Consider the following 23,356-nt stretch of genomic DNA (forward strand, 5'->3'; position numbering starts at 1 on the left):
TTTACACATGGAAGAGATCTTAAACAAAGCAAAATTATGGTTGTCTGATTCTTTTGATTCAGAAACTAATGAAGAAATTCAACAATTAATCGATACTAACTCTGATGATTTGGCTGATCGATTTTATAAAAATTTAGAATTTGGTACTGGTGGAATGCGCGGTGTTGTTGGAGCAGGAACCAATAGAATTAATAAATATACCTTAGGTAAAGCTACTCAAGGTTTAAGTAACTACTTACATAAAGTATTTCCTAATAAAGATTTAAAAGTAGCTATTGGCTACGACTGTCGTCATGATAGTAAATGGTTAGCTAAAGTTGTTGCTGATGTATTATCTGCCAATAATATTAGTGTAGTTCTTTTTGAAGACCTACGCCCTACTCCAGAATTATCTTTTGCAGTAAACCATTTAGGTTGTGATGTTGGAATTGTATTAACTGCCTCTCACAATCCACCTGAATATAATGGGTATAAAGTATATTGGACAGATGGTGGTCAAATCGTACCTCCAGAAGATAAAGGGATTATTGATGAAGTGAACTCTTTAGAATTTACTGACATTAATTTTAACGCTAAAGAAGAGCTTATTTCAACTATAGGAAGCGAAGTAGACGAAGCTTTTTGGGATGCCTCTATCAAAAATGGTACTTTTAATATCAAAGGTCGTGAAGATTTAAAAATTGTATTTACTTCATTACATGGAACTTCTATTAAATTAATTCCTGAAGTATTAAAACGTGCTGGATATACACAAGTTCATATTGTTGAAGAACAAGCTGAGCCTAATGGTAGTTTCCCTACAGTAAAATCGCCTAATCCAGAAGAGCCTGAAGCATTACAAATGGCTGTTGACTTAGCAAATAAAATTGGAGCTGACATTGTTTTAGGAACCGACCCTGATTCTGATAGAATTGGTATTGCTGTTCGTGATACAGAAGGAAAAATGAAATTATTAAACGGAAATCAAACTATGAGTATGATGACCGATTTCTTAATTAACGACTGGAAAAAACAAGGTAAATTAAACGGGAACCAATTTATAGGCTCAACTATTGTATCTACTAATTTAGTTAATGAAATTGCCGATTCTTATGATGTAGAAACTAAAGTTGGACTGACTGGTTTCAAATGGATTGCTAAAATGATTAAAGACTTCCCTACTCTAGATTTTATAGGTGGTGGAGAAGAAAGTTTTGGGTATATGGTTGGTGACTTTGTTCGCGATAAAGATGCTGTTACTTCAGCTTTGTTAGCTTGTGAAATTGCTGCCGATGCTAAAGCAAGCAATAGTTCTTTTTACGAAGAATTATTAAGTCTTTATACACGTCATAACTTTTACAAGGAACATTTAATTTCTATTGTTAAAAAAGGTATGGATGGCGCAGAACAAATCAAACAAATGATGATTGATTTACGTAACAATCCTATTAAGGAGATAGATAACTCTAAAGTATCATATGTTTACGATTATCAATCTTCTATTAAAAGAAATTTAATTACAGGTGAAGAAACAACTATTGATGTTCCTAAATCTAATGTATTGATTTATCATACAGAAGATGGTACTAAAATAGCGGCTCGTCCTAGTGGGACAGAACCAAAAATTAAGTTTTATTTCAGTGTAAAAGCAGCATTAGATTCAATTGAAAATGCTCAAGAAACTGAAAACAAATTAGATATTAAAATTCAACGAATTATTAAAGAATTAAATTTATAATGGGGTATTTTAAAGATATTTTAAAATATGAAAAAAAATACAGAAAGTTTACCGTTTTAAATATTGTATTCAATATTTTTTACGCGCTTTTTAATGTACTTTCTGTGTTAGCATTTATTCCTGTATTGAATATTCTTTTTGGCAAAGAAGAAAAGGTTAATATAAAACCTGAATATGAAGGAATAACTCATCTTGGTAGTTATGCTGAAAGTAGTTTTAATTACTTTATTTCTCAAAAAATAATTAATGATGGTGAGATTAATGTTTTATTTTTTATATGCATGTTATCACTCTCGCTTTTCTTTCTAAAAAACTTTTTTAGGTATTTAGCATCCTATTCGATAACATTTTTAAGAACCGGTGTAGTTAAAGATTTACGAGATAAATTATATAATAAACTTGTAGAGCTTCCTATATCATATTTTACAGAGAAAAGAAAAGGTGATATTATTGCCAGAATGACTTCTGATGTTCAAGAAATAGAAATTTCAATGCTTACATCTATTGAAGCAATTGTAAGAGAACCTCTTACTGTTATCATTGCTATTTCAATAATGATTTCAATGAGTGTTAAATTAACTTTATTTGTTTTTATTTTACTTCCAGTTTCTGGATTTATAATCTCTTCTATTAGTAAAAAACTAAAAGCTAGTTCTTTAAAAGCTCAAAAAGAAACAGGTACGTTTTTATCATTTATAGAAGAAACATTAACAGGGTTAAGGGTTATTAAAGGTTTTAATGCAGAAAATGTAATTCGAAATAAGTTCTTTGATTCTACTCAGAGATTTAGAAAATTAATGACTAGTGTTTTTCATAGACAAACATTAGCTTCACCAATGAGTGAATTTTTAGGTTCTGCAACTATTATAGCCATTTTGTGGTATGGAGGAAGTGAAGTTATAAACAAAACTAGCGATTTAGAACCTAGTAAGTTTTTAGCTTATATCCTTTTATTTTATACTGTTTTAAATCCTATAAAATTGATTACAACGGCATATTACAACATCCAAAAAGGAGAAGCTTCAGCGGAGAGAATTATGCATATTTTAAATACAGAAAACAATATAAAAGATAAAAAGAATGCTATTATAAAGGAAAACTTCGAAAATGAAATTTCATTTAATAACATTTCTTTTAAGTATAAAGACGAATATGTTTTAAGAGACTTTTCGCTAACAATTCCTAAAGGAGAAACAGTTGCCTTAGTTGGACAATCTGGAAGTGGAAAATCTACATTAGCAAACTTAATTACTCGTTTTTATGATGTAAACAAAGGAGATATTACTATTGATGGAGAGAACATCAAGGATATTTCTAAAAAATCTTTAAGAGATTTAATGGGTATTGTAACGCAAGATTCTATTCTTTTTAACGATACTATTGCTAATAACTTAAAATTAGGAAACGAAAATGCCTCTGAAAAAGAAATTAGAGAAGCTTCTGATATTGCCAATGCTTATGAGTTTATAAAAGATTTACCTGAGCAATTTGAAACCAATATTGGTGATAGCGGTAATATGCTTTCAGGTGGTCAAAAACAACGTTTATCTATAGCTAGGGCGGTTTTAAAGAACCCACCTATCATGGTATTAGATGAAGCTACATCTGCTTTAGATACAGAATCCGAACAATTAGTTCAAGCTGCTTTAGAAAAGATGATGGAAAACAGAACTTCTTTAGTTATTGCCCATAGATTATCAACTATACAAAAAGCCGATAACATTGTCGTTTTAAGAAAAGGACAAATTGTTGAACAAGGAAAACATGAAGAATTACTAAACAAAAAAGGTGAATACTTTAAACTTGTTTCAATGCAATCATTATCATAAATAAAAAAAGAGAAGTTTTAAAACTTCTCTTTTTTTTATATCTTTAATTCTAATCCTAACTTCTTACCTTTTTCTATCATAAATTCATATGACGCTTCATGTTCATTAGGGATTTTACCATCTAAAATAGCTTCTTTTATAGCTTCTTTTATTTGTCCTATTTCTCTACATGGAGTTAAATCGAAAGCTTTCATTATTTCTTCTCCAGTAATAGGTGGTTGGAAATTACGAATTCTATCACGTTCTTCAACTTCTTTTATTTTGATACGAACTAATTCAAAATTCTTATGATAACGTTTAAACTTCTTAGGGTTTTTAGTAGTAATATCTGCCTCACATAAAGTCATTAACGAATCTACGTCGTCACCTGCATCAAAAACTAAACGACGCACAGCAGAATCTGTTACTTCACTAGCTAAAACAATAGGTCGAGAACTTAATAACACCATCTTTTGAACAAACTTCATTTTGTTATTCAATGGCATTTTTAAACGTTTAAAAAGTTTATAAACCATTTTAGAACCTACAAATTCATGCGCATGAAATGTCCATCCTTGTTTTTTGTGGTAACGTTTAGTTGGAGCTTTTCCTATATCGTGCAACAAAGCTGCCCAACGTAACCAAACATCATCTGTATTCTCAGAAATATTATCAACAACCTCTAATGAATGATAAAAATTATCTTTATGCTTTTGACCTTCAATCTCCTCTACTCCTTTTAAAGCAACCAATTCAGGCATTATTTTCTGCAATAAATTTGTTTTTTCTAAAAGCAAGAAACCAATAGAAGGTTTTGGTGATTCTAATATTTTGTTTAACTCTACAACTATTCGTTCTCTTGTAATAATATCAATTCGAGAAGCATTTTTTGTTATGGCATCCAATGATCTTTTTTCAATCGTAAAATTTAATTGCGTTGCAAAACGAATTGCTCGCATCATACGTAAAGGATCGTCAGAATATGTAATATCTGGATCTAAAGGAGTTCTTATAATTTTTGATTCTAAATCAGTAATACCTGCAAAAGGGTCTAATAATAAACCAAAAGAATCTTTATTTAAACTTAAAGCTAATGCATTTATGGTAAAGTCTCTTCTATTTTGATCATCTTGAAGCGTTCCTGCTTCAACTTCAGGATTTCTACTATCTTCTTTGTAAGATTCTTTCCTAGCTCCAACAAATTCTATTTCAGTGTCTTTATAACGTAACATTGCTGTTCCATACGTTTTAAAAACTTGTACTTTAGGCGTATTAGGTAATAAAGAAGCTACTTTTTTTGCTAACTCAATTCCGCTTCCTACAGTAACAACATCTATATCTTTAGCATCTCCTCTTTTTAAAATAAAATCGCGAACAAAACCTCCAATTACATAACTTTTTAATTGTAGTTCTTCAGTTGCTTTTGATATATATTGAAATATTTCAGCAGTAATTGCTTCTTTATAATATTGCTGTTGCATGTATTTACTCTCTTATCACAATCACAGAACCATTATCAATTCTTAAGATTGTTGATGATTTTTGGGTTATTTTTTCTCTGTGCAAATCTACCACATAATCTACACTATTTAAAATAGCATTGCTTATTTCTGAAAATGATTTAGCTGTTGGTTCACCACTAATATTAGCAGAAGTTGATACAATTGGCTTCCCAAACTTTTTAATTAACTGCTTACAAAATTCATCATCTGGTATACGAATTGCAACAGTATTATCAGAAGCGATTGTATTCTTTGCTAACCCTTTAGGATTGTTATATATGATTGTAGTTGGTTTTTTATTTTCCTTTAAAATCTTTAAAGCATCATCAGGAATTTCATCAATATATTGCTGCAGCATTTCAATAGAGTCTACTAAAATGATTAAACTTTTTGATTCTTCTCTATTTTTAATTTCAAAAATTCGTTTTACTGATTCTGTATCTGTTGCATCACAACCTATTCCCCAAACAGTATCTGTAGGGTATAAAATGATTCCGCTTTTTTTTAAAAAACTTTCTGTTCTGTTTATTTCTTCCAACATCTTTCTGTTATCTTTTGACTCTGTTTTTATAACAATTTAAGTACATTTGTTCGAGAATACAAAATTACAATTCTCTTTACATAAAAACTAAATATGGTAATTATAAGAATAGTTGGTGGTCTTGGAAACCAAATGTTTCAATATGCATATGCAAAGGCCCTTCAACTCTCAGGCTATGATGTAAAAATTGATATTACAAAATTCAAAAAATATAAACTCCATGGAGGATATCAATTAGATAAATATAAAATTGATTTAGACTCTGCTAGTTCATTTGCTATCAACTTAGGAAAATTAGGCTTAAAAAAATCTTTAAAAGAAAAAAGTCTTCTTTTTAATCAAGATTTTAAATCGATAAAGGGAAATGAGTATGTTAAAGGATATTTTCAAACTGAAAAATATTTTTCAGAAATTAGAGATACTTTACTAGAACAATTCACTATTAATATTGATTTAGCTACTTCTACCAAAGATTATAGTAAGCAAATAAAAGAGGCTAAAATTAGCTGTTCTTTACATATAAGAAGAGGTGATTATATTTCTGACCAAAAAGCTAATAGCGTTCATGGTACCTGTAGTTTAGAGTATTACAAAGAAGCTATTGAACTATTAAATAAAAAATATGGTGAGGTGAAATTCTTTATTTTCTCTGACGATATTGAATGGGTAAAAAGTAATTTACCTGTTGAAAATGCCGTATATGTAGATCATAAAACAATACCTCATGAAGACATTTATTTAATGAGTTTATGCAATCATAATATTACTGCTAATAGTACTTTTTCTTGGTGGGGAGCTTGGCTTAACAAAAACGAAAATAAAACAGTCATAGCTCCTAAACAGTGGTATATAGACAAAGAAAATGAAATAGTACCTCAAAACTGGGTTAGAATATGAAATCATACAAAGTATACTATATAAATTTAGATAAGAGCGTTCAGAGAAGGGACTTTATGGAAGATCAGTTTAAAAAACTGAATGTTCCATTAGAAAGAATGCCAGCTGTATACGGAAAAGAATTACCAAGTGATTTTTTAAGAAAGTCTAAAAAACAACATAACATACTTACACATTACCCTTATTTAAACGATGGGGAAATTGGTTTAACAATGACCTATTTCAAACTTTGGGAAATTATTCAAAATCAAGAAGAAGATTATGCGATTGTTTTAGAAGATGACGCATTACTTACGGATGATTTTTTTACTGATCTACCTAATATACTAAATGATATCACTACAGAAGATTTTGTTGATATTTCAGGAAGAAAAGGTTTTTATACCTTAAGTCAAACAGATTATACTACAAAGTTCTTAGTTCCACCATTGCAAACTACAGGGCAAATAATAGGTAAAGAAGCCGCTAAAAAACTGTCTACTAATTTAGGAGTCTATTATTCTCCTATTGATGTTATTAAACAAGATGTTTTCAAACATAAGACACCTGTTCTAGTAACTCGAAAAGAGTATGTAAAAAGTAATGATTTTAATATTGGAGGTACAACAATACAGCAAAAAAAGATGCCTTTATATAAAAAAGTGATTAGAGAAGTTCTTAGACCTTTATGGCAACTTATAGCATTACTTACCTATAAAACATACAGATTTATTAGAAATTATAGTTTTTATAAAAAATAAATCTAAAGCTTATAAAATAAAAAAACACCAAATTTCATTTGGTGTTTTTTTATACTAAATATATTGTTCGCTCTATACGGCTACATCATATTCTCTTAAAGCATCATTTAAAGAGGTCTTCTTATTGGTACTCTCTTTACGCTTTCCAATAATTAAAGCACAAGGAACTTGGTATTCACCAGCAGCAAATTTCTTAGTATAACTACCTGGAATCACAACGGAACGAGCAGGTACTACCCCTTTCATTTCTACTGGTTCATCACCTGTTACATCTATAATTTTAGTACTCATAGTTAATACTACATTAGCACCTAAAACAGCTTCCTTCTCTACTCTAACACCTTCAACAACAATACAACGAGACCCAATAAAGGCACCATCTTCAATAATTACAGGAGCAGCTTGTAAAGGCTCTAATACACCTCCAATACCAACACCTCCTGATAAATGAACATTTTTACCTATTTGAGCACATGAACCAACAGTAGCCCAAGTATCAACCATAGTTCCTTCATCTACATAAGCACCAATATTTACATAACTAGGCATTAAAATAGTTCCTGCCGAAATATAAGCTCCATGACGTGCTACAGCATTTGGTACAACACGAATTCCTTTTGCTTCGTAATTTCTTTTTAATGGAATTTTATCGTGATATTCAAAAATACCAGCCTCTAAAGTTTCCATTTTTTGAATTGGGAAATATAACACTACTGCCTTTTTTACCCATTCATTAACCTGCCAACCATTTTCAGTAGGCTCAGCAACTCGCAACTCACCAGCATCTAATAAATCAACTACTTTTCTAATTGCGTTAATCGTGTTTTCTTCTTTTAATAAATCACGATTATCCCATGCTTTTTCTATAATAGATTGTAATTCTGTCATTTTTAAAATTTTCTACAAATATAAAATCTCCGTTTCAATGTAACGCGAATATACATTTTTTAAACAGATGTTTACGCATTGTTTAAAATGCGTATTTTTGCCAAAAACAAATATATTTGGGACGAATTTTAGCCATAGATTTCGGTAAAAAAAGAACAGGAATTGCTGTTACCGATGAACTACAAATTATCGCTTCTGGTTTAACCACTGTTAACACCAATGAATTAATTACTTTCTTAATTGACTATACTAAAAAAGAAAATGTAGAATTGTTTGTTATTGGTAAGCCTAAGCAGATGAATAATACAGATAGTCAAAGTGAAGAATTAATTCTTCCTTTCTTGGAAAAACTAAAAAAATCAATCCCAACAATCCCTTTAAAAAGAGTTGATGAGCGTTTTACTTCTAAAATGGCTTTTCAAACTATGATTGATAGCGGTTTAAAAAAGAAACAACGTCAAAATAAGGCCTTAGTAGACGAAATAAGTGCTACAATCATTTTACAATCGTATTTATACAACAAATAGTTTTCTACCCAAACCATTCTTTGTATTTTTGCACTCTTAAAAATTAAAAAATACATGATTTTACCCATTGTTGCTTACGGAGATCCCGTATTACGTAAAGTAGGAAAAGAAATCGATAAAGATTATCCTCAATTAGAAAAATTGATTTCTGATATGAGAGAAACTATGTATAATGCACAAGGTGTAGGTCTTGCTGCTCCTCAAATAGGAAAAGCAATTCGTCTTTTTTTAATCGATGCATCTCCTTTTGCGGAAGATGAGGAATTAGAAGAAGAAGATAGAAATGTATTAAAAGACTTTAATCGTGTTTTTATTAATGCTAAAATCATCAAAGAAGAAGGTGATGAATGGGCATTTAATGAAGGTTGTTTAAGTATTCCTGATGTTAGAGAAGATGTTTTTCGTCAAGAAACCATTACTATTGAATATCAAGATGAAAACTTTGAAAAGCATACTGAAACTTTAAGTGGTTTAGCTGCACGTGTTTTTCAACATGAATACGATCATATTGAAGGAGTTTTATTTACCGATAAACTTTCTTCATTGAAAAAACGATTAATTAAAAAGAAATTAGAAAATATATCAAAAGGAAAGATTAACGCTGGATATAGAATGCGTTTTCCTAATGCGAAAAGAAGATAGTCTTATAAGACTTAAAATATTTTAATATGGAATTTAACAAAATTATTGCCGTTACTGGTAAACCAGGATTATTTGAAATTTTATCACAAACTAAAACAGGAGTTATCGTAAAATCTATCGTTGATGGTAAGCGTTTTCCTATTACAGCTACACATAATGTAAGCTTATTAGAGAATATTGCTATTTACACATACGAAGAGGAAGTTCCTTTAGCTAAAATTTTCAAGAATATTGCTGATAAAGAAGATAACAAAGAAGCTATTTCTCATAAAGAAAGCGCTGCTAAGTTAACAGCTTACTTTTCTGAAATTTTACCTGATTTTGATGAGGAACGTGTATATGCTTCTAACATTAAAAAAGTAATTCAATGGTACAACACTTTAGCTAAAGCTAACTTTGACTTTAGTACTTTAGCTATTGAGGCTGTAACTACAGAGGAAGAAGAATAAATCATGAATAATCGTAAGGCTCAATTAGACGCATTCAATCGTTTGTTAGATATTATGGATGATCTTCGAGAGAAGTGTCCATGGGATAAAAAACAAACCTTAGAAAGTTTACGTCACTTAACAATTGAAGAAACTTACGAATTGGCTGATGCCATTTTAGACAATGATTTAAACGAAATAAAAAAAGAATTAGGCGATGTGCTTCTGCACATCGTCTTTTATGCTAAAATAGGAAGCGAAAAACAAGCTTTCGACATCGCTGATGTTGCCAACTCTATCTCTGATAAATTAATTAGTCGTCACCCTCATATATATGGTGATACTAAAGTTGAAAACGAAGAAGATGTAAAAAAGAACTGGGAAGCATTAAAACTTAAAGAAGGTAAAAACTCCGTTTTAGAAGGTGTCCCTAAAAGTTTACCTGCTGTTGTAAAAGCCAACAGAATTCAAGAAAAAGTTGCTGGGGTAGGTTTCGATTGGGAAGAACCACATCAAGTATGGGAAAAAGTTCAAGAGGAAATTTCTGAGCTTAACGATGAAATTAAAAATGGTAACCAAGAGAACATAGAAAAAGAGTTTGGAGATGTACTCTTCTCTATGATTAACTACGCAAGATTTATTAATGTAAACCCTGAAAACGCTTTAGAAAAAACAAATAAGAAGTTTATCAATCGTTTTCAATATTTAGAAAAAGCAGCAAAAAAAGAAGGAAAGAAAATTTCCGAAATGACTTTAGCTGAAATGGATGTTTTTTGGAATGCTTCAAAAAAACATTTCAAATAACACTTTAAAACTCTCGAATATTTTATTGTAAGAATTTCGTAGGAAAATCACCTTTTTTGAACAAGGGTTGTAAATCCAATTATTATATTTAGTATATTTATTATCAAGCGATTACAAAAACTTAATATAATAATTATGAGAAAAATGCCCCCCGGCCTTCTATCATTAATTGCCGCTATGGTATTAATGGTAAGTTGTAACGAAAACGAGTTACAAAACGTACAAGAAACACAGACCATTTCAGAAGAAGTACTTCAAAAATTAAAAGACTTTAACATCAATACTCACGATGTTCAACTAGTTAAACGACATTTACCAGATGGAACAACAGTAGACAGTTACCTTGTTGAAGGAGATATTCATTTGAGTTACGAACAAATTATGAAATTTGATAAAATAACTAACCTTTTAGGTAGGAATTATCGCACCAATAATTTAGTAACACCTGGTACTACCATTGATATAATGGGATATACGGCTAATAACAGCTTAGGATTATCTAGTAGTGAACAAACCGCACTAACTATGGCTGTTCAAAACTATAATGAACTCAATTTAAGTATTACTTTCAATTTAACCTTTGGAACAAATTTCAGTAACAAAGACATGGTCGTATATGTAGATCCTTTTGTTAGTGGTTCTGGTGGTTCTGCAGGATTTCCTTCAAATGGCAATCCAAATAAATGGATAGAAATACATGGATTATCAAATTTAAATTTAGACATTATAGAACATGTTATTACTCATGAAATAGGACATTCTATCGGGTTTAGACATACAGATTGGCAAACAAGACAAAGTTGTGGACAAAACATCAATGAAGGCGATGGTGGCGTAGGTGCTATCCCTATACCAGGAACAACCCCAGGTTATGATCCAACTTCTTTAATGTTAGCCTGCTTTAATTCTGGTGTAACAGGAGAATTTAACAGTAATGATATTATAGCATTAAACTACTTGTATTAGTTTAAATTCATAACATCAAACAATAAAAGCTTTCAAATATTTGAAAGCTTTTATTGTTTTGAATTGGTATTATAATCCTGTATTTTTACTTTATGGATATAATTATTATTACGGGAGGAAGTAAAGGCATTGGTAAAGCCTTAGTTGAGAAATACGCTTCTAAAAACTATAAAGTATATACACTTTCTAGAAGTATAAATAACTTAAAAAATTGCACTGAAATCTCTGTTGATTTATCAAATAATAAGGCCGCACAAGAGGCTTTTTCAACATTATTAGAAGAATTAAAGAATATCAATATTACATCTATTACACTTATTAATAATGCAGGAAGATTAGGTGTGATTTCAAATTTAGAAAATATTGCTGTAGATGATATTTCTAAAAGCATTCAACTAAACACCACTACTCCACTCATTTTGTCAAGTTTATTTATTAAAAATCTTGAAAACTTAAATTGCAAAAAACAAATTATTAACATTTCATCTGGAGCAGCTATGAAACCTTATGAAGGCTGGAGTGTATACTGTACATCAAAAGCAGCAATTGATATGATGACAAAAGCAATTGCTGCTGAACAAAATGAGTTAGAAAATGGAGTAAAATGCGTTGCTATATATCCTGGTGTAGTTGACACCAATATGCAAACTACTATTAGAAGCACCGATAAAAAAGACTTTAAAAACCTACAGCGTTTTATTGATTTAAAAGAAAATAACGAGCTTTATACTCCAGAATATGTTGCCGAGTCTATTTATTCTATAGACACCTTAAATAAGCTTAAAAATGGTGATATTATAGATATTAGGAATTTTTAATGATGAATATTTTTTTTTATAAAAAGCTATTCATTAAATCTATCAAAGTTTTCATCGTTTTATTTAGCTTGATACTATGTTTCTTTTTTATTTCAAATAGCTACGTATTCCCATGGGAAAAGCAAAACATCATTGAAACAACACTTGAATGGGGTGGTTTAAATAAATTACCTAATGAAATTAAAAATCTAACAATAGAAAAAAGAGGAAATCCATTTACTCGTCAATTTATAATTGAGTTTGAAGTTAATAATCCTAATGTAATAGATTTATGGATAAAACAATCTAAAAGACTTAAGGATAATTTTCCTAAGGTAAAAAGTAATATAAAAATCTATGAAGTTTATCCAGGAGAGCAAAAATCTTCTGGTGGTACTGTAGAAATTCAAGGAAAGAAAGTCAGAATTAACATGAGTTGGAGCTAACACCTTCCCTTTTTATTTTTTAAAGGCTACAATTATTAAAATTGCAATATGGAAAAAGAAAGTTTTATCACTCAAAAACCCAAGAATTCTCTTTTACATTCAACTATTTCCTATTATTATTTCCACAACTCATTAGTTGATACTCTTCATAAAAAGTTTATTTATTATCCAAATACCAAAAATGCGCTTACTATTTATAAAAACTCAAAAGTTTCGTATAGTAAAAACAACTCTATAAGCACTCCAAAAAACAATTTTTATAGTATTCTATACTCTGGCATACAAAAACAATTTAGAACAGCAGAAATCATTGCTCCTTTTAATAAAATTGGTATTGTATTTCAAGAGTTAGGTATTAATCATTTTATAAATATCCCTCTTTCAGAAATTACAAATAATCCTATAGACAAATCATTTAACTATTTTGGTGATGAATTTATTCAACTATGCAATTCTATTTATTCTGAGAAAAATATAAATCAAAAAGTAAATTTATTAGATGCTTTTTTTATTAAAAAACATCATCCTTTTACTGAAGAAAAGCTAGAGCATTCTATAAACTTAATAACTAATTCAGAAAAAAAAGTTACAATTAAAGAGCATGCTAAAAAGTGTGGAGTAAGTGAGAAGACTCTTTCAAGACTTTATAAAAAACATCTGTGCTGTACTCCTAAAGAATACACTAATATTGTTCAGTTTAGGAAAGCCTTAAATGACTATCTTTTGTTAAATAAAAAATCTTCGCTAACAGAGCTAGCTATTGACAATAAATATTATGATCAGTCACAATTTATTAATCATTTTAAAAAATTAACCGGATTAAACCCTAAAACATTTTTTAAAAACATACAACACTTAGGTTATGAAGACACTTTTTGGAACTTCAAATAGCTTGTGTCCATTTTCGCCAATTTTACTTTTCTATAATTACTTTTTTTTGTTGAAAAAATAAAACATGAAGTACATTATATCGTTCATTTTCTGCTCTGCAATGAACTTTTTAGTTTATTCTCAATCACCTATGAATACTGTTTTTAGCATCCAATCTGAAGCATTCAAAGAAATTCGTGAATTCAAAGTTCACCTTCCCAAAAAAATGAAAACCAACGAACATCTTCCCGTTATTTTTATTTTTGATGCACAATGGAATCCATACTACAAGTTACTTACTTCTACTATAGATTATTTAACTGAAATTAAAGAGTTCCCTAGAAGTATTATTGTTGGAATTAAAAATAAAAAAAGACAATATGAATTAACACCAGCTCCTGTTAATGAAGATTGGAAAATTCCTAGTTTAGGAGGAGCTAAATTTCTTGAAAAGCATCTTACTAACGAGGTTATACCTTTTTTGAAAACAAAATACAATATTGCAGATTTTAGAATAGGAATAGGGCACTCGCTTGGAGGCACTTTTGTTTTAAATAGTTTAACTGACAATCCTAAGTTATTTAACGCTTATATAGCAATTAGTCCTAACCTTCAATTAGATGATGAAGAAGTTGTTTTAAAACTTCAACGTAATATTACTAAAATTAAAAAACTGAATAGCTATTTTTATGTTACTATGGGAACTTCAGGAAATACTGATATTCAATTTTTACCTCCAGTAAAAAAATTAGATTCTGTATTAAAATTTCATAAAAGCAAAAACTTAGATTGGAATTTTAAAATTTTAAAAAACTACAATCACGCTACTACTCCTTTGGAAAGTACTCATTTAGCTTTACAAGATTTATCTAAGAGATGGAAAATATCTCCTAAACAAAGAGAAGAGATTATAAACAGTAAAAACGTGTTACAAAATTTTATGCTTTTTTATGAGAAACTTTCTAATTGGACTGGATATACTGTTATTCCACAAAAACATGATTATTATAATTTTATTGCCGCTTTAGAAAAAAATAAAAAGCATAAGGACATTATAAAACTAGCTAAAAATGCTATAGAAAATTATCCAACTGAATCGAGATACTACAATATTATTGCTGAAAACTTAATTTTAATAAATAAGAAAGCAACGGCAAGAAAGTACTTAGAGCAAGCTATTAAAGTTTTAGAAGATGAATATTTTGAATATAATAACGATAAAGAATACTTTAAAAAACTATATGCAAAAAACCTACATAAACTTAATAACTAAACTTTTGTTAATCATATTAAATAAAAAAGCTTGCCTAAGGCAAGCTTTTTTATTTAAACGAATAATATAATTTACATTTTTATAGTTTCTTTTTTACTTTCTTCTTTACCAACCGATAACATATTTGCAAATAATTTATAAGCCCCAGAAACTCCTGCTGGTAGCTCTCTAAAGAAACTTAAACCAGTGTACATATAATTTCCTTTACCATATTTAGCTATTAATAAACTTCCTGTTTTGGTTGATTCTCCTTTATCACTCATAGATAATATAGGTGTAAATTCTTTACCCCATTGGTTTGGAAAATACAAACCTCTTTCTTGTACCCAACCATTAAAGTCTGATTCAGAAACTTTATTTGGATAATTTAATATTGAATGATTTTTAGCTAACATCGTAACTTTAGCATGCTCATCAGTAACTCTATCTCTCGATAATTTTAGTTCAAAAGGAGCTTTTACATCTACTCTCCTACTAGTATTATACTGAACAATCATGTTACCACCATTCTTAACATAATCAAGTAAATACTTTTGTTTGAATTGTAATTCAGGTAATACATTATAAGCACGTATTCCTACTACTACAGCATCAAATTCTTCTAAATTCTTATCGTTAATATCTTTTGGATTAATCTCTATAACATCATAACCAATTTGACGTAAGCTTTCAGGAACAGCATCACCAGAACCTTGAATATAAGCAATCCTCTTTCCTTGTTTTTTAATATTTAAACGCACCATTTTTGCTTCTGAAGGCAATAAAACTGATTGTTTTGGTATATGCTCATAATTAATTTCAACCAATTCCTTATCAAAAGATTCTCCATCTACTTTCGCAACTGCTTTTAAAACTACTTCCGATTGTGCATTTGGCGGTGTTACTTTAAAATCAACTACTTGCACATCTCCTTTTTGCTCTATATCAAAAGGAATTTCATTAGGCGACACTTTCCATCCATTTGGTACTTGTAAAGAAACAGTTCCTTTTACATTCTTAGCTCCAGAACGCACTTCTAATGATACTTTTTGTGAATGTTCTTCTGAAAAGATTACTACTTTGTTTTTTAACTTAGTAGTTACTTTAGGAAGTATCTCAAATGGTTCATAAATTTCACCTTTATCTCTTTGAGAATATCTGTGTACAACTGGAATTGTAAATGATATTTCCTTATCCTCAATTAATAAATTATATTGTACTTGAATTGGTCTCTTTGTTTCAGGATTTCCTATAACTTTTTTATTAGCAACTTTGTACATTCCTAAATCCCAAGGAGTACTTAACCAATAAGGAGATGAATAATCTAAAGCTCCAATAGTAATGTTTTCCTTGAAGTTTTTCTTTGAATTAGGAGCTAAGTCTAATCCTTTTTTAATTTCATTACCACCTGGTAAAACTTTTATTGATGCTAATTCCATAGAAATTTCACTTCTATTTAGTACTTCAAAATTTACGTTTACCACACTATTAGGAGTTGTACTAGAACTATTTGCTGAAGCTTCTAAATATAATCCTGCACAAGCTTTGATTATATCTTTAAGCTCTTTACTTTTTATTTTTTTCCAATGTTCATCTTTTAAGTTTTGAACTAACCCATATGCTTTTAATAAAGCTGGTAGATGTTTAGAAGGATTAACAAAATCAAAATTTTCTTCAACCTTATATAAAATGTCTCCAATATCTCCTCCTCCTTCTACTCTATTCCAAGTAGTATTGATTCCTGAGAAAATATCTTTTTTATCTTTAGGAAAATCCCCTTTTAAAAATTCAACATATTCAGTTTGAGAACCACGAGTTGTTAAACGTCCAAATCCTTGACATAAATGCTGACTACTAGCGATAGAAGCTAACTCATTATTAGATAAACCTTTTAAAGGATAATAAGTTCCTATATCAAAGCTTAACATTTTACTTTTATCAGCTTTTGCAAATTTCTCTCTACTTCCATAAAACCACCAAGAAGTATTGAAAAATAATCGCTTAGGTTGCCAAACACTTGTGTTTTTTAATTGGTTGGGATATTTCGTTTTATCATTAGCTAAATCAAATGCTTCTACACTTAGCATCGCTGAAGATGTATGATGACCATGTGTTGTACCTGGAGTTCTATGATTGAAACGATTGATAATTACATCTGGTTTAAATGTACGAATAGCCCAAACTACATCGGCTAAAACTTTGTCTTTATCCCAAATTTCTAAGGTTTCATCTGGATGTTTAGAATATCCAAAATCGTTAGCTCTTGAAAAGCGTTGTTCTCCTCCATCTACACTTCTTGCTGCTAATAATTCCTGAGTTCTTATTACACCTAACAACTCTCTTATTTCAGGGCCTATTAAGTTTTGACCTCCATCTCCTCGTGTTAACGATAAATACGCCGTTCTGGCTTTTTCATGATTTGCTAAATAAGCTATTAAACGAGTATTCTCATCATCAGGATGTGCTGCTACATATAATGCAGAACCTAAAAAATTAAGTTTCTGTATTTTTTCATAAATCTGATTTGATGATAGTTTTTGAGGTTTTTGTGCTAATATTGACAGGGATATCAATAAAAAAGAAAAACAAAAAAGTGTTTTTTTGTACATTTTTAACGTTTTGATTGGCTAACAAATGTAACTTTTTTAGTTTGAGATTCTATCAAATTAACAAAACGCTAACATTTTTTAACTCAAAAAATACTCATCCTTAAAACCTATCAGGTATAATTTTTTTTGAGCTCTCGTAACTGCTGTATATAACCACCTTAAGTATTCGACACTTGGTCCATCTGGTAAATAAGGTTGTTCAATAAAAACAGTATTCCATTGCCCTCCTTGTGATTTATGACAAGTCATAGCGTATGAAAACTTAACTTGTAAAGCATTAAAATACTTGTTCTTTTTTACTCCCATGAACTGCTTGTATTTTGATTTTTCATGAGCAAAATCCTCTTTTACAGCTTCATATAATTTATTAGACTCTTCATATGTTAATGAAGGACTCTCACTCGAAAGTGTATCTAAAAGTAATACTGTATCAAAAGGTTTCATATCAGGATAATCAATCATACGAATCTCAACTTCAGCAAATTTAAACCCGTATAATTCCTTTATAGAATTTATACGCATTACTTCACAAATATCTCCATTGGCTATAAATCCAGCAGCAGAAGAATCTTTTAACCAGTAATAATTATTCTTTACTACCATGACATAATCTCCAGTAGAAATTTCATTCTCTTGTCCTCTAATTCTGGTTCTTATTTGTTCATTATACTGATTAGCTCTTTTATTAGATCGAACTATAATGGCGGTATCTTCAACCCCTAAATCACCATCGTAGGCCATAGTTATAGCATCTTGGATATCATAACTATCTTCTAAACGAATAATATCAGCGAAGTTTAAATCAAACTTAAAATGAGTTGCATCGTTTTGTACTAACAAACGTAAATCAGTAGCATTTGCTAAAATCCCAGAATCCTCTTGTTGCCTAACTACTTCATCTAATTCAATCTCCGTTACGTCTTTACTATATTGAAACGAAAGATTATCTGCTTCTAAAGCCGGGCTCATTGTTAATTTTACAGGAGGCAACTGTGCGGTATCTCCTATAAAAACTATTTTACAGTTTTTGCCCGAATATACATATGATATTAAATCATCCAATAAAGAACCATTTTCAAACAACTTAGCATTTTGTCTATCGTCAGAAATCATAGAAGCTTCATCTATTATGAATATAGTATTAGAATGCTTATTGGGTTGCATAACAAAACTTACACCTCCATTACTCTGCTTTTTTGGAAAATATATTTTTTTATGAATTGTAAACGCCTGTCTTTTAGAATAACCAGCAATTACTTTTGCAGCACGTCCAGTTGGTGCCAATAGCACTGCTTTTTTTCCTGCTTTCCACAAATTATGAACTACAGTACTAATAATTGTTGTTTTTCCTGTTCCTGCATATCCTTTTAGTAAAAAAAGGGCGCGATTATTGTTGTCAAAAATAAAATGCGTTAACGTATCTAATAATTCCGTTTGTTTTTGAGTAGGCTCGTACGGAAATTTTTGTAATATTTCTTTATAAAAATTGGGTGCTGATTCTATCATATTTCAAATAATCGTCAAAGATAAATGTATTTATAGATAATTATTTTCATGATTGAAAAAAAATTGTAGATTTGCGTATATCATATATTAAAAACAAAAAAAATGAATTTATTATTAATGATTTTGGCAGCTGTTGTGGTTGCAATTCTTTTAGCTTTTCTTGTTGTTAAGTTTGTACCACTGAAAATGAGATGGTTAGTTTCTATATTACTATCAGCTGCTGCTGGTTTTTTAGTATATTTAATTTATGGAGGTATTATGGAACCTATTAATTTTGCGAAAGACAAAAAGGTGAAATATGCTAAAGTTATTGAGAATTTAAAGTTAATTCGTGACGCAGAAGTAAAATATAAAGAAGTTCACAAAGTTTATACTGATAGTAAAGATTCTTTAATCAACTTTATAGAAAACGGAAAATTAGCTTTAACTGAAACTAAAAATGTTGAAGAAAAAGTAGACCGTGGAGGAGGAATTTTTATTACTATTTCAAAAAAGCAAATTGATACTATTGGTTACGAACCTGTAGCAAAATACTTTGAAGGTAAAGATTACAAAGGAATGTTTAAAGTTCCTGGTACTGATAAAGAATTTCAGATAGCTATTGGTAAAGTAGAAAAAGTAGCTGGTTTATTAGTTCCTGTATTTGAGGCTAAAGCAGACAAAGCTTCTATCTTAAAAGGAATGAGTCCTTCATTAGTAAAGCAAGAATTAGAAGCTATAGAAACTGACCAAATTAAAGGTGAATTTGTTTCTGTTGGATCTTTAGATGAAGTAACTACTGGTGGTAACTGGCCTCCTTACTACGATAAAGCTGAAGCACTTGCAAAAAAAGAGTAAAAAAATAAGCGCCTTAGCGCAGTATAAAAATCTATCCATCCAATTTAGTTTGGATGGATTTTCTTTTTGTATCTCTAATTCAGAGACAAAAGACCCTATTGTTTTTACACAATATATCTTTGACTCCCCATTAGCTTCTCCTGAAGTTTTATTGAATGAAGTCATAAACATATTTGCTACTGATAAAGATTTACAGCAAGATTTCACCTCTATCTTTGCTATACATCAAAATAATTTATCTACACTTGTGCCTGATAAATATTTCAATAAAAACAATTTAGATTCTTATCTGAAATACACTGTAAAAACACTTTCTACAGATTTAATCACATATGATTCTTTAGACAAAATGGATGCTCATACTGTCTATATTCCTTATGTGAATATTAATAATTATCTATTTCAAAATTTTGGAGAGTTTGAATTCAAGCATCACTCTACTGTATTAATTAATAAACTTTTAAAACAAGTAGATAATAATTTAAAAGATTCTTTTTACGTGCACGTATCAGTTAATCAATTAGATATTGTAGTTTTTGAAAAGAATTCTTTGAAGCTTTATAATTCATTTTCTTTTCAAACAAAAGAAGACTTTATCTATTATATATTGTTTACTGCTGAACAATTAGGAATGGATTCTAATGTATTTGAATTAAGTTTTATAGGTGATATTGAAAAAGAATCAGAATTATATGATATTACTTATAATTATGTTCGTAATATTAAATTTATTAGTTCAAAATCAGGATTTTTTACCAGCAGTACCGATTTTTTAACACACACTAATTTTATTCTAGTATCCTAATGCGAATTATTTCAGGAAAATATAAAAGCAAGCGAATTTCTGCTCCTAAAAACTTACCTGTTCGTCCTACGACCGACATGGCTAAAGAATCTTTATTTAACATCTTAAATAATTTATATTATTTTGAAAATATTTCTGTAATAGACCTATTTGCTGGTACTGGAAATATTAGTTATGAATTTGCTTCTCGAGGAACTGAAACAATTTATGCTGTAGATGCTAACTATGGATGTATAAAATTTATAAATCAAACTTCTAAAGAACTTGATTTAAACATAAACACCTATAAAAGCGATGTTTATAAATTCTTAGAAAAAACACCTTTAAAGTCAGATGTAATTTTTGCAGATCCTCCATACGACTTTGAAGCTTCTCAGTTTTTAAAAATAGCTGATTTAGTTTTCGAAAAAGAGCTTTTAAATGAAGATGGAATTTTAATTATTGAACATTCTAAGCATACAGATTTAACAGAACATCCAAAACATAGTTATGACAAGCGTTATGGAGGAAATGTTTTTAGCTTTTTTGAGCTATAAAAGTTTGTTTAACTGTAAAAACTTACCAATTAACTTAGGATAACTTCCTTTTATCGAAAAAGATAAGAATTAAAGTATTAATAACCTTAACTTAAATCTCACATAACATTAAACTTATAATATGGGATTTAAAATTACACATTCTGACGGGCATTTGCATTTAAACGGGGAGTTAAATCTAAATAATCTCTCTTTTGTTAAGGAAAATGTGAATTCTTATTTTAAAAAAAATGAATCGATTGTTTTAGACATCGACAATGTAACAGCAATTGACCCTCACGGTATAGATTACATTATTAAATTATATCAAAGAGCTAAGGCTTTAGAAAAGAAATTTCTTTTTTACGGAAAAGGTTCTAGAGATATTATCGACGAATTACAATATAGAAACATTGAATAAAAATAAAAAAGAGAGCTAAAAAGCTCTCTTTTATCTTTATGAATACATTTTGTTTCTTAATTCTTTCACTTTAGGATCTTCTAAATAATCATCGAAAGTAGAATATTTATCAATAACTCCTTTAGGTGTAATTTCAATAATTCTATTAGCTACTGTTTGAGCAAACTCGTGGTCATGTGTTGAAAACAAGACAGTTCCTTTAAAGTTGATTAATGAATTATTTAATGCTTGAATCGACTCTAAATCTAAGTGGTTTGTAGGCTCATCTAACATTACAATATTAGCACGAGTCATCATCATACGAGATAACATACAACGTACTTTTTCTCCTCCTGATAACACATTACTCTTTTTTAACGCTTCTTCTCCAGAGAAAATCATTTTCCCTAAGAAACCTCTTAAAAACACTTCTTCTCTCTCCTCTTCTGTTTTGGCATATTGACGTAACCAATCTACTAAATTCAATTCTCCATTTTGAAAGAAGCTAGAATTATCTGCTGGTAAATATGATTGCGTTGTAGTAACACCCCAAGAATATTTTCCTGAATCCGCTTCTTCATTTCCAGAAATAATTTGATAAAAAGCTGTTACCGCTTTTGAATTTCTAGAAATAATAGCAACTTTATCACCTCTATTTAGGTTGATATCTACATTTGCAAATAAATCTTCTCCTTCAAAAGACTTAGATAGTCCTTCAATATTTAAAATTTGATCTCCTGCTTCTCTATCTCTATCAAAGATAATTGCTGGATAACGACGTGAAGAAGGTTTAATTTCATCTACATTTAACTTCTCTATCATTTTTTTACGAGAAGTTGCCTGTTTAGATTTAGCTACATTGGCAGAAAAACGACGAATAAATTCTTCTAATTCTTTCTTTTTATCTTCTGCTTTTTTGTTTTGTTGTGCTCTTTGTTTAGCTGCTAACTGAGAAGATTCATACCAGAATGTATAATTTCCAGAAAAGTGATTAATCTTTCCAAAATCTATATCAGAAATATGTGTACATACTGCATCTAAGAAGTGACGGTCGTGCGATACAACAATTACAGTATTTTCATAATTTGCTAAGAAGTTTTCTAACCAAGCAATAGTTTCGAAATCTAAATCATTGGTAGGCTCATCCATAATTAGTACATCAGGATTTCCAAACAATGCTTGCGCTAATAGCACACGTACTTTTTTCTTAGAATCTAAATCTGCTAATAGTGTATAATGATCTTCTTCTTTTATACCTAAGTTAGATAGCATTGTTGCTGCTGAAGAATCTGCATTCCATCCATCCATTTCTTCAAAACGAACTTGTAATTCTCCAATTTTCTCTGCATTTTCATCAGAATAATCAGCATATAAAGCATCTATTTCAGACTTAATCTTATATAATTCCTTATTTCCTTTTAAAACAGCTTCTAAAGCAGTAAACTCATCAAAAGCATAATGGTCTTGAGTTAAAACTGACATTCTTTTCCCTGGCTCTAAATGAACATTACCAGAAGTTGCTTCTTGTTTTCCTGATAAAATCTTTAAAAAAGTAGACTTTCCTGCTCCATTTGCTCCGATAATTCCGTAGCAATTTCCTTGAGTAAATTTAGTATTTACTTCATCAAATAAAACACGTTTACCAAACTGAACTGATAAATTAGAAACTGTTAACATTTATATTTTTTTAAATTTCCGTGCAAAAGTAAAAAATATACCAACCAAAAAAGAATTTGCAAGGAAATATTTAACATCTTACTTTTGATGCTTTTAATTCTTTTAACAACGAATTAACAGCTTGATTATATAGAGATGTCTATTTTTGAACACTGTATCTTTATCAAGATTATAACAAAAAC

Annotated in this window: 23 protein-coding genes; 17 read left to right on the forward strand and 6 right to left on the reverse strand. The window is 29.6% G+C overall.

The genetic code is table 11. The features are described from left to right. The first annotated feature begins 7 nt into the window (after positions 1 to 7). Both Q0958_RS07245 and Q0958_RS07250 read left to right on the forward strand, forming a co-directional pair. Positions 8 to 1,717, forward strand: a complete 1,710-nt coding sequence (locus Q0958_RS07245) for a phospho-sugar mutase (protein WP_299121652.1) — start codon at positions 8 to 10, stop codon at positions 1,715 to 1,717. After that, a complete protein-coding gene (locus Q0958_RS07250) occupies positions 1,717 to 3,546 on the forward strand; it encodes an ABC transporter ATP-binding protein (RefSeq protein WP_299121654.1) in 1,830 nt (609 codons plus the stop codon). The genes Q0958_RS07245 and Q0958_RS07250 overlap by 1 nt, the downstream gene beginning before the upstream one ends. 35 nt (positions 3,547 to 3,581) lie before the next feature. Here Q0958_RS07250 and Q0958_RS07255 read toward each other — a convergent pair whose 3' ends face one another. Beyond that, positions 3,582 to 5,006, reverse strand: coding sequence for an HD domain-containing protein (locus tag Q0958_RS07255; protein WP_299121656.1), 1,425 nt, complete (start codon positions 5,004 to 5,006; stop codon positions 3,582 to 3,584). Between the two features lie 4 nt (positions 5,007 to 5,010). Next, a complete protein-coding gene (locus tag Q0958_RS07260; RefSeq protein WP_299121658.1) occupies positions 5,011 to 5,568 on the reverse strand; it encodes an L-threonylcarbamoyladenylate synthase in 558 nt (185 codons plus the stop codon). 93 nt (positions 5,569 to 5,661) lie between these two features. Between Q0958_RS07260 and Q0958_RS07265 the strand changes: the two genes are divergently transcribed. Next, the gene (locus Q0958_RS07265) at positions 5,662 to 6,465 is read left to right on the forward strand and encodes an alpha-1,2-fucosyltransferase (protein WP_299121659.1); all 804 of its coding nucleotides are present in this window, start codon (positions 5,662 to 5,664) and stop codon (positions 6,463 to 6,465) included. Then, entirely contained in the window at positions 6,462 to 7,205 is a 744-nt protein-coding gene (locus tag Q0958_RS07270; RefSeq protein WP_299121660.1) for a glycosyltransferase family 25 protein, read from the forward strand. Before Q0958_RS07265 ends, Q0958_RS07270 begins: the two co-directional genes overlap by 4 nt. Positions 7,206 to 7,277: 72 nt before the next feature. Here Q0958_RS07270 and Q0958_RS07275 read toward each other — a convergent pair whose 3' ends face one another. Further along, the gene (locus tag Q0958_RS07275; protein WP_150898534.1) at positions 7,278 to 8,093 is read right to left on the reverse strand and encodes a 2,3,4,5-tetrahydropyridine-2,6-dicarboxylate N-succinyltransferase; all 816 of its coding nucleotides are present in this window, start codon (positions 8,091 to 8,093) and stop codon (positions 7,278 to 7,280) included. 116 nt (positions 8,094 to 8,209) lie between these two features. On the opposite strand from Q0958_RS07275, the gene ruvX reads away from it, so the two are divergent. The 9 genes from ruvX (at position 8,210) to Q0958_RS07320 (ending at position 14,846) form a co-directional block, all read left to right on the forward strand. Continuing rightward, positions 8,210 to 8,620: a Holliday junction resolvase RuvX gene (gene ruvX, locus Q0958_RS07280; RefSeq protein ID WP_299121661.1), complete on the forward strand. Its 411-nt coding sequence runs from the start codon at positions 8,210 to 8,212 to the stop codon at positions 8,618 to 8,620. Positions 8,621 to 8,674: 54 nt separating this feature from the next. Further along, on the forward strand, positions 8,675 to 9,262 hold the full coding sequence (gene def / locus Q0958_RS07285) for a peptide deformylase (protein WP_299121662.1): 588 nt from the start codon (positions 8,675 to 8,677) through the stop codon (positions 9,260 to 9,262). Between the two features lie 26 nt (positions 9,263 to 9,288). Further along, a complete protein-coding gene (locus Q0958_RS07290) occupies positions 9,289 to 9,711 on the forward strand; it encodes a DUF5606 domain-containing protein (protein ID WP_299121663.1) in 423 nt (140 codons plus the stop codon). A gap of 3 nt (positions 9,712 to 9,714) precedes the next feature. Next, a complete protein-coding gene (mazG, locus tag Q0958_RS07295; protein WP_299121664.1) occupies positions 9,715 to 10,494 on the forward strand; it encodes a nucleoside triphosphate pyrophosphohydrolase in 780 nt (259 codons plus the stop codon). A gap of 135 nt (positions 10,495 to 10,629) precedes the next feature. Continuing rightward, a complete protein-coding gene (locus tag Q0958_RS07300) occupies positions 10,630 to 11,460 on the forward strand; it encodes a M57 family metalloprotease (RefSeq protein ID WP_299121665.1) in 831 nt (276 codons plus the stop codon). A 92-nt stretch (positions 11,461 to 11,552) separates the two neighbouring features. Beyond that, positions 11,553 to 12,278 carry a (S)-benzoin forming benzil reductase gene (locus tag Q0958_RS07305; RefSeq protein WP_299121667.1) on the forward strand — a complete coding sequence of 242 codons (726 nt, stop codon included), beginning with the start codon at positions 11,553 to 11,555 and terminating at the stop codon, positions 12,276 to 12,278. A 2-nt stretch (positions 12,279 to 12,280) separates the two neighbouring features. Continuing rightward, positions 12,281 to 12,703 carry a hypothetical protein gene (locus Q0958_RS07310; RefSeq protein WP_299121668.1) on the forward strand — a complete coding sequence of 141 codons (423 nt, stop codon included), beginning with the start codon at positions 12,281 to 12,283 and terminating at the stop codon, positions 12,701 to 12,703. 48 nt (positions 12,704 to 12,751) lie between these two features. Beyond that, the gene (locus Q0958_RS07315) at positions 12,752 to 13,594 is read left to right on the forward strand and encodes an AraC family transcriptional regulator (RefSeq protein ID WP_299121669.1); all 843 of its coding nucleotides are present in this window, start codon (positions 12,752 to 12,754) and stop codon (positions 13,592 to 13,594) included. A 64-nt stretch (positions 13,595 to 13,658) separates the two neighbouring features. Then, positions 13,659 to 14,846, forward strand: coding sequence for an alpha/beta hydrolase-fold protein (locus tag Q0958_RS07320; RefSeq protein ID WP_299121671.1), 1,188 nt, complete (start codon positions 13,659 to 13,661; stop codon positions 14,844 to 14,846). Positions 14,847 to 14,917: 71 nt separating this feature from the next. On the opposite strand, the gene Q0958_RS07325 is transcribed toward Q0958_RS07320, so the two are convergent. Both Q0958_RS07325 and Q0958_RS07330 read right to left on the reverse strand, forming a co-directional pair. Next, positions 14,918 to 17,434 (reverse strand): PIG-L family deacetylase, encoded by a 2,517-nt coding sequence (locus tag Q0958_RS07325; RefSeq protein ID WP_299121673.1) that lies wholly within the window; start codon positions 17,432 to 17,434, stop codon positions 14,918 to 14,920. Positions 17,435 to 17,512: 78 nt separating this feature from the next. Next, positions 17,513 to 18,940, reverse strand: coding sequence for an AAA family ATPase (locus tag Q0958_RS07330; protein WP_299121674.1), 1,428 nt, complete (start codon positions 18,938 to 18,940; stop codon positions 17,513 to 17,515). 102 nt (positions 18,941 to 19,042) lie between these two features. Between Q0958_RS07330 and Q0958_RS07335 the strand changes: the two genes are divergently transcribed. From Q0958_RS07335 to Q0958_RS07350, 4 genes are all read left to right on the forward strand, one after another. Beyond that, positions 19,043 to 19,777, forward strand: coding sequence for a hypothetical protein (locus tag Q0958_RS07335; protein ID WP_299121676.1), 735 nt, complete (start codon positions 19,043 to 19,045; stop codon positions 19,775 to 19,777). Next, positions 19,761 to 20,582, forward strand: coding sequence for a DUF3822 family protein (locus Q0958_RS07340; protein ID WP_299121678.1), 822 nt, complete (start codon positions 19,761 to 19,763; stop codon positions 20,580 to 20,582). Before Q0958_RS07335 ends, Q0958_RS07340 begins: the two co-directional genes overlap by 17 nt. Continuing rightward, positions 20,582 to 21,118, forward strand: a complete 537-nt coding sequence (locus tag Q0958_RS07345; protein ID WP_299121680.1) for an RsmD family RNA methyltransferase — start codon at positions 20,582 to 20,584, stop codon at positions 21,116 to 21,118. Before Q0958_RS07340 ends, Q0958_RS07345 begins: the two co-directional genes overlap by 1 nt. A 121-nt stretch (positions 21,119 to 21,239) precedes the next feature. Next, positions 21,240 to 21,518, forward strand: a complete 279-nt coding sequence (locus Q0958_RS07350; RefSeq protein ID WP_299121682.1) for an STAS domain-containing protein — start codon at positions 21,240 to 21,242, stop codon at positions 21,516 to 21,518. A gap of 36 nt (positions 21,519 to 21,554) precedes the next feature. Here the strand turns inward: Q0958_RS07350 and Q0958_RS07355 are convergent, their stop codons facing one another. Beyond that, positions 21,555 to 23,174 carry an ATP-binding cassette domain-containing protein gene (locus Q0958_RS07355; RefSeq protein ID WP_299121684.1) on the reverse strand — a complete coding sequence of 540 codons (1,620 nt, stop codon included), beginning with the start codon at positions 23,172 to 23,174 and terminating at the stop codon, positions 21,555 to 21,557. Positions 23,175 to 23,356 lie beyond the last annotated feature (182 nt).

Origin of the sequence: uncultured Tenacibaculum sp. (genome assembly GCF_947499065.1) — a bacterium.
In the GTDB taxonomy this organism is placed as follows: domain Bacteria; phylum Bacteroidota; class Bacteroidia; order Flavobacteriales; family Flavobacteriaceae; genus Polaribacter.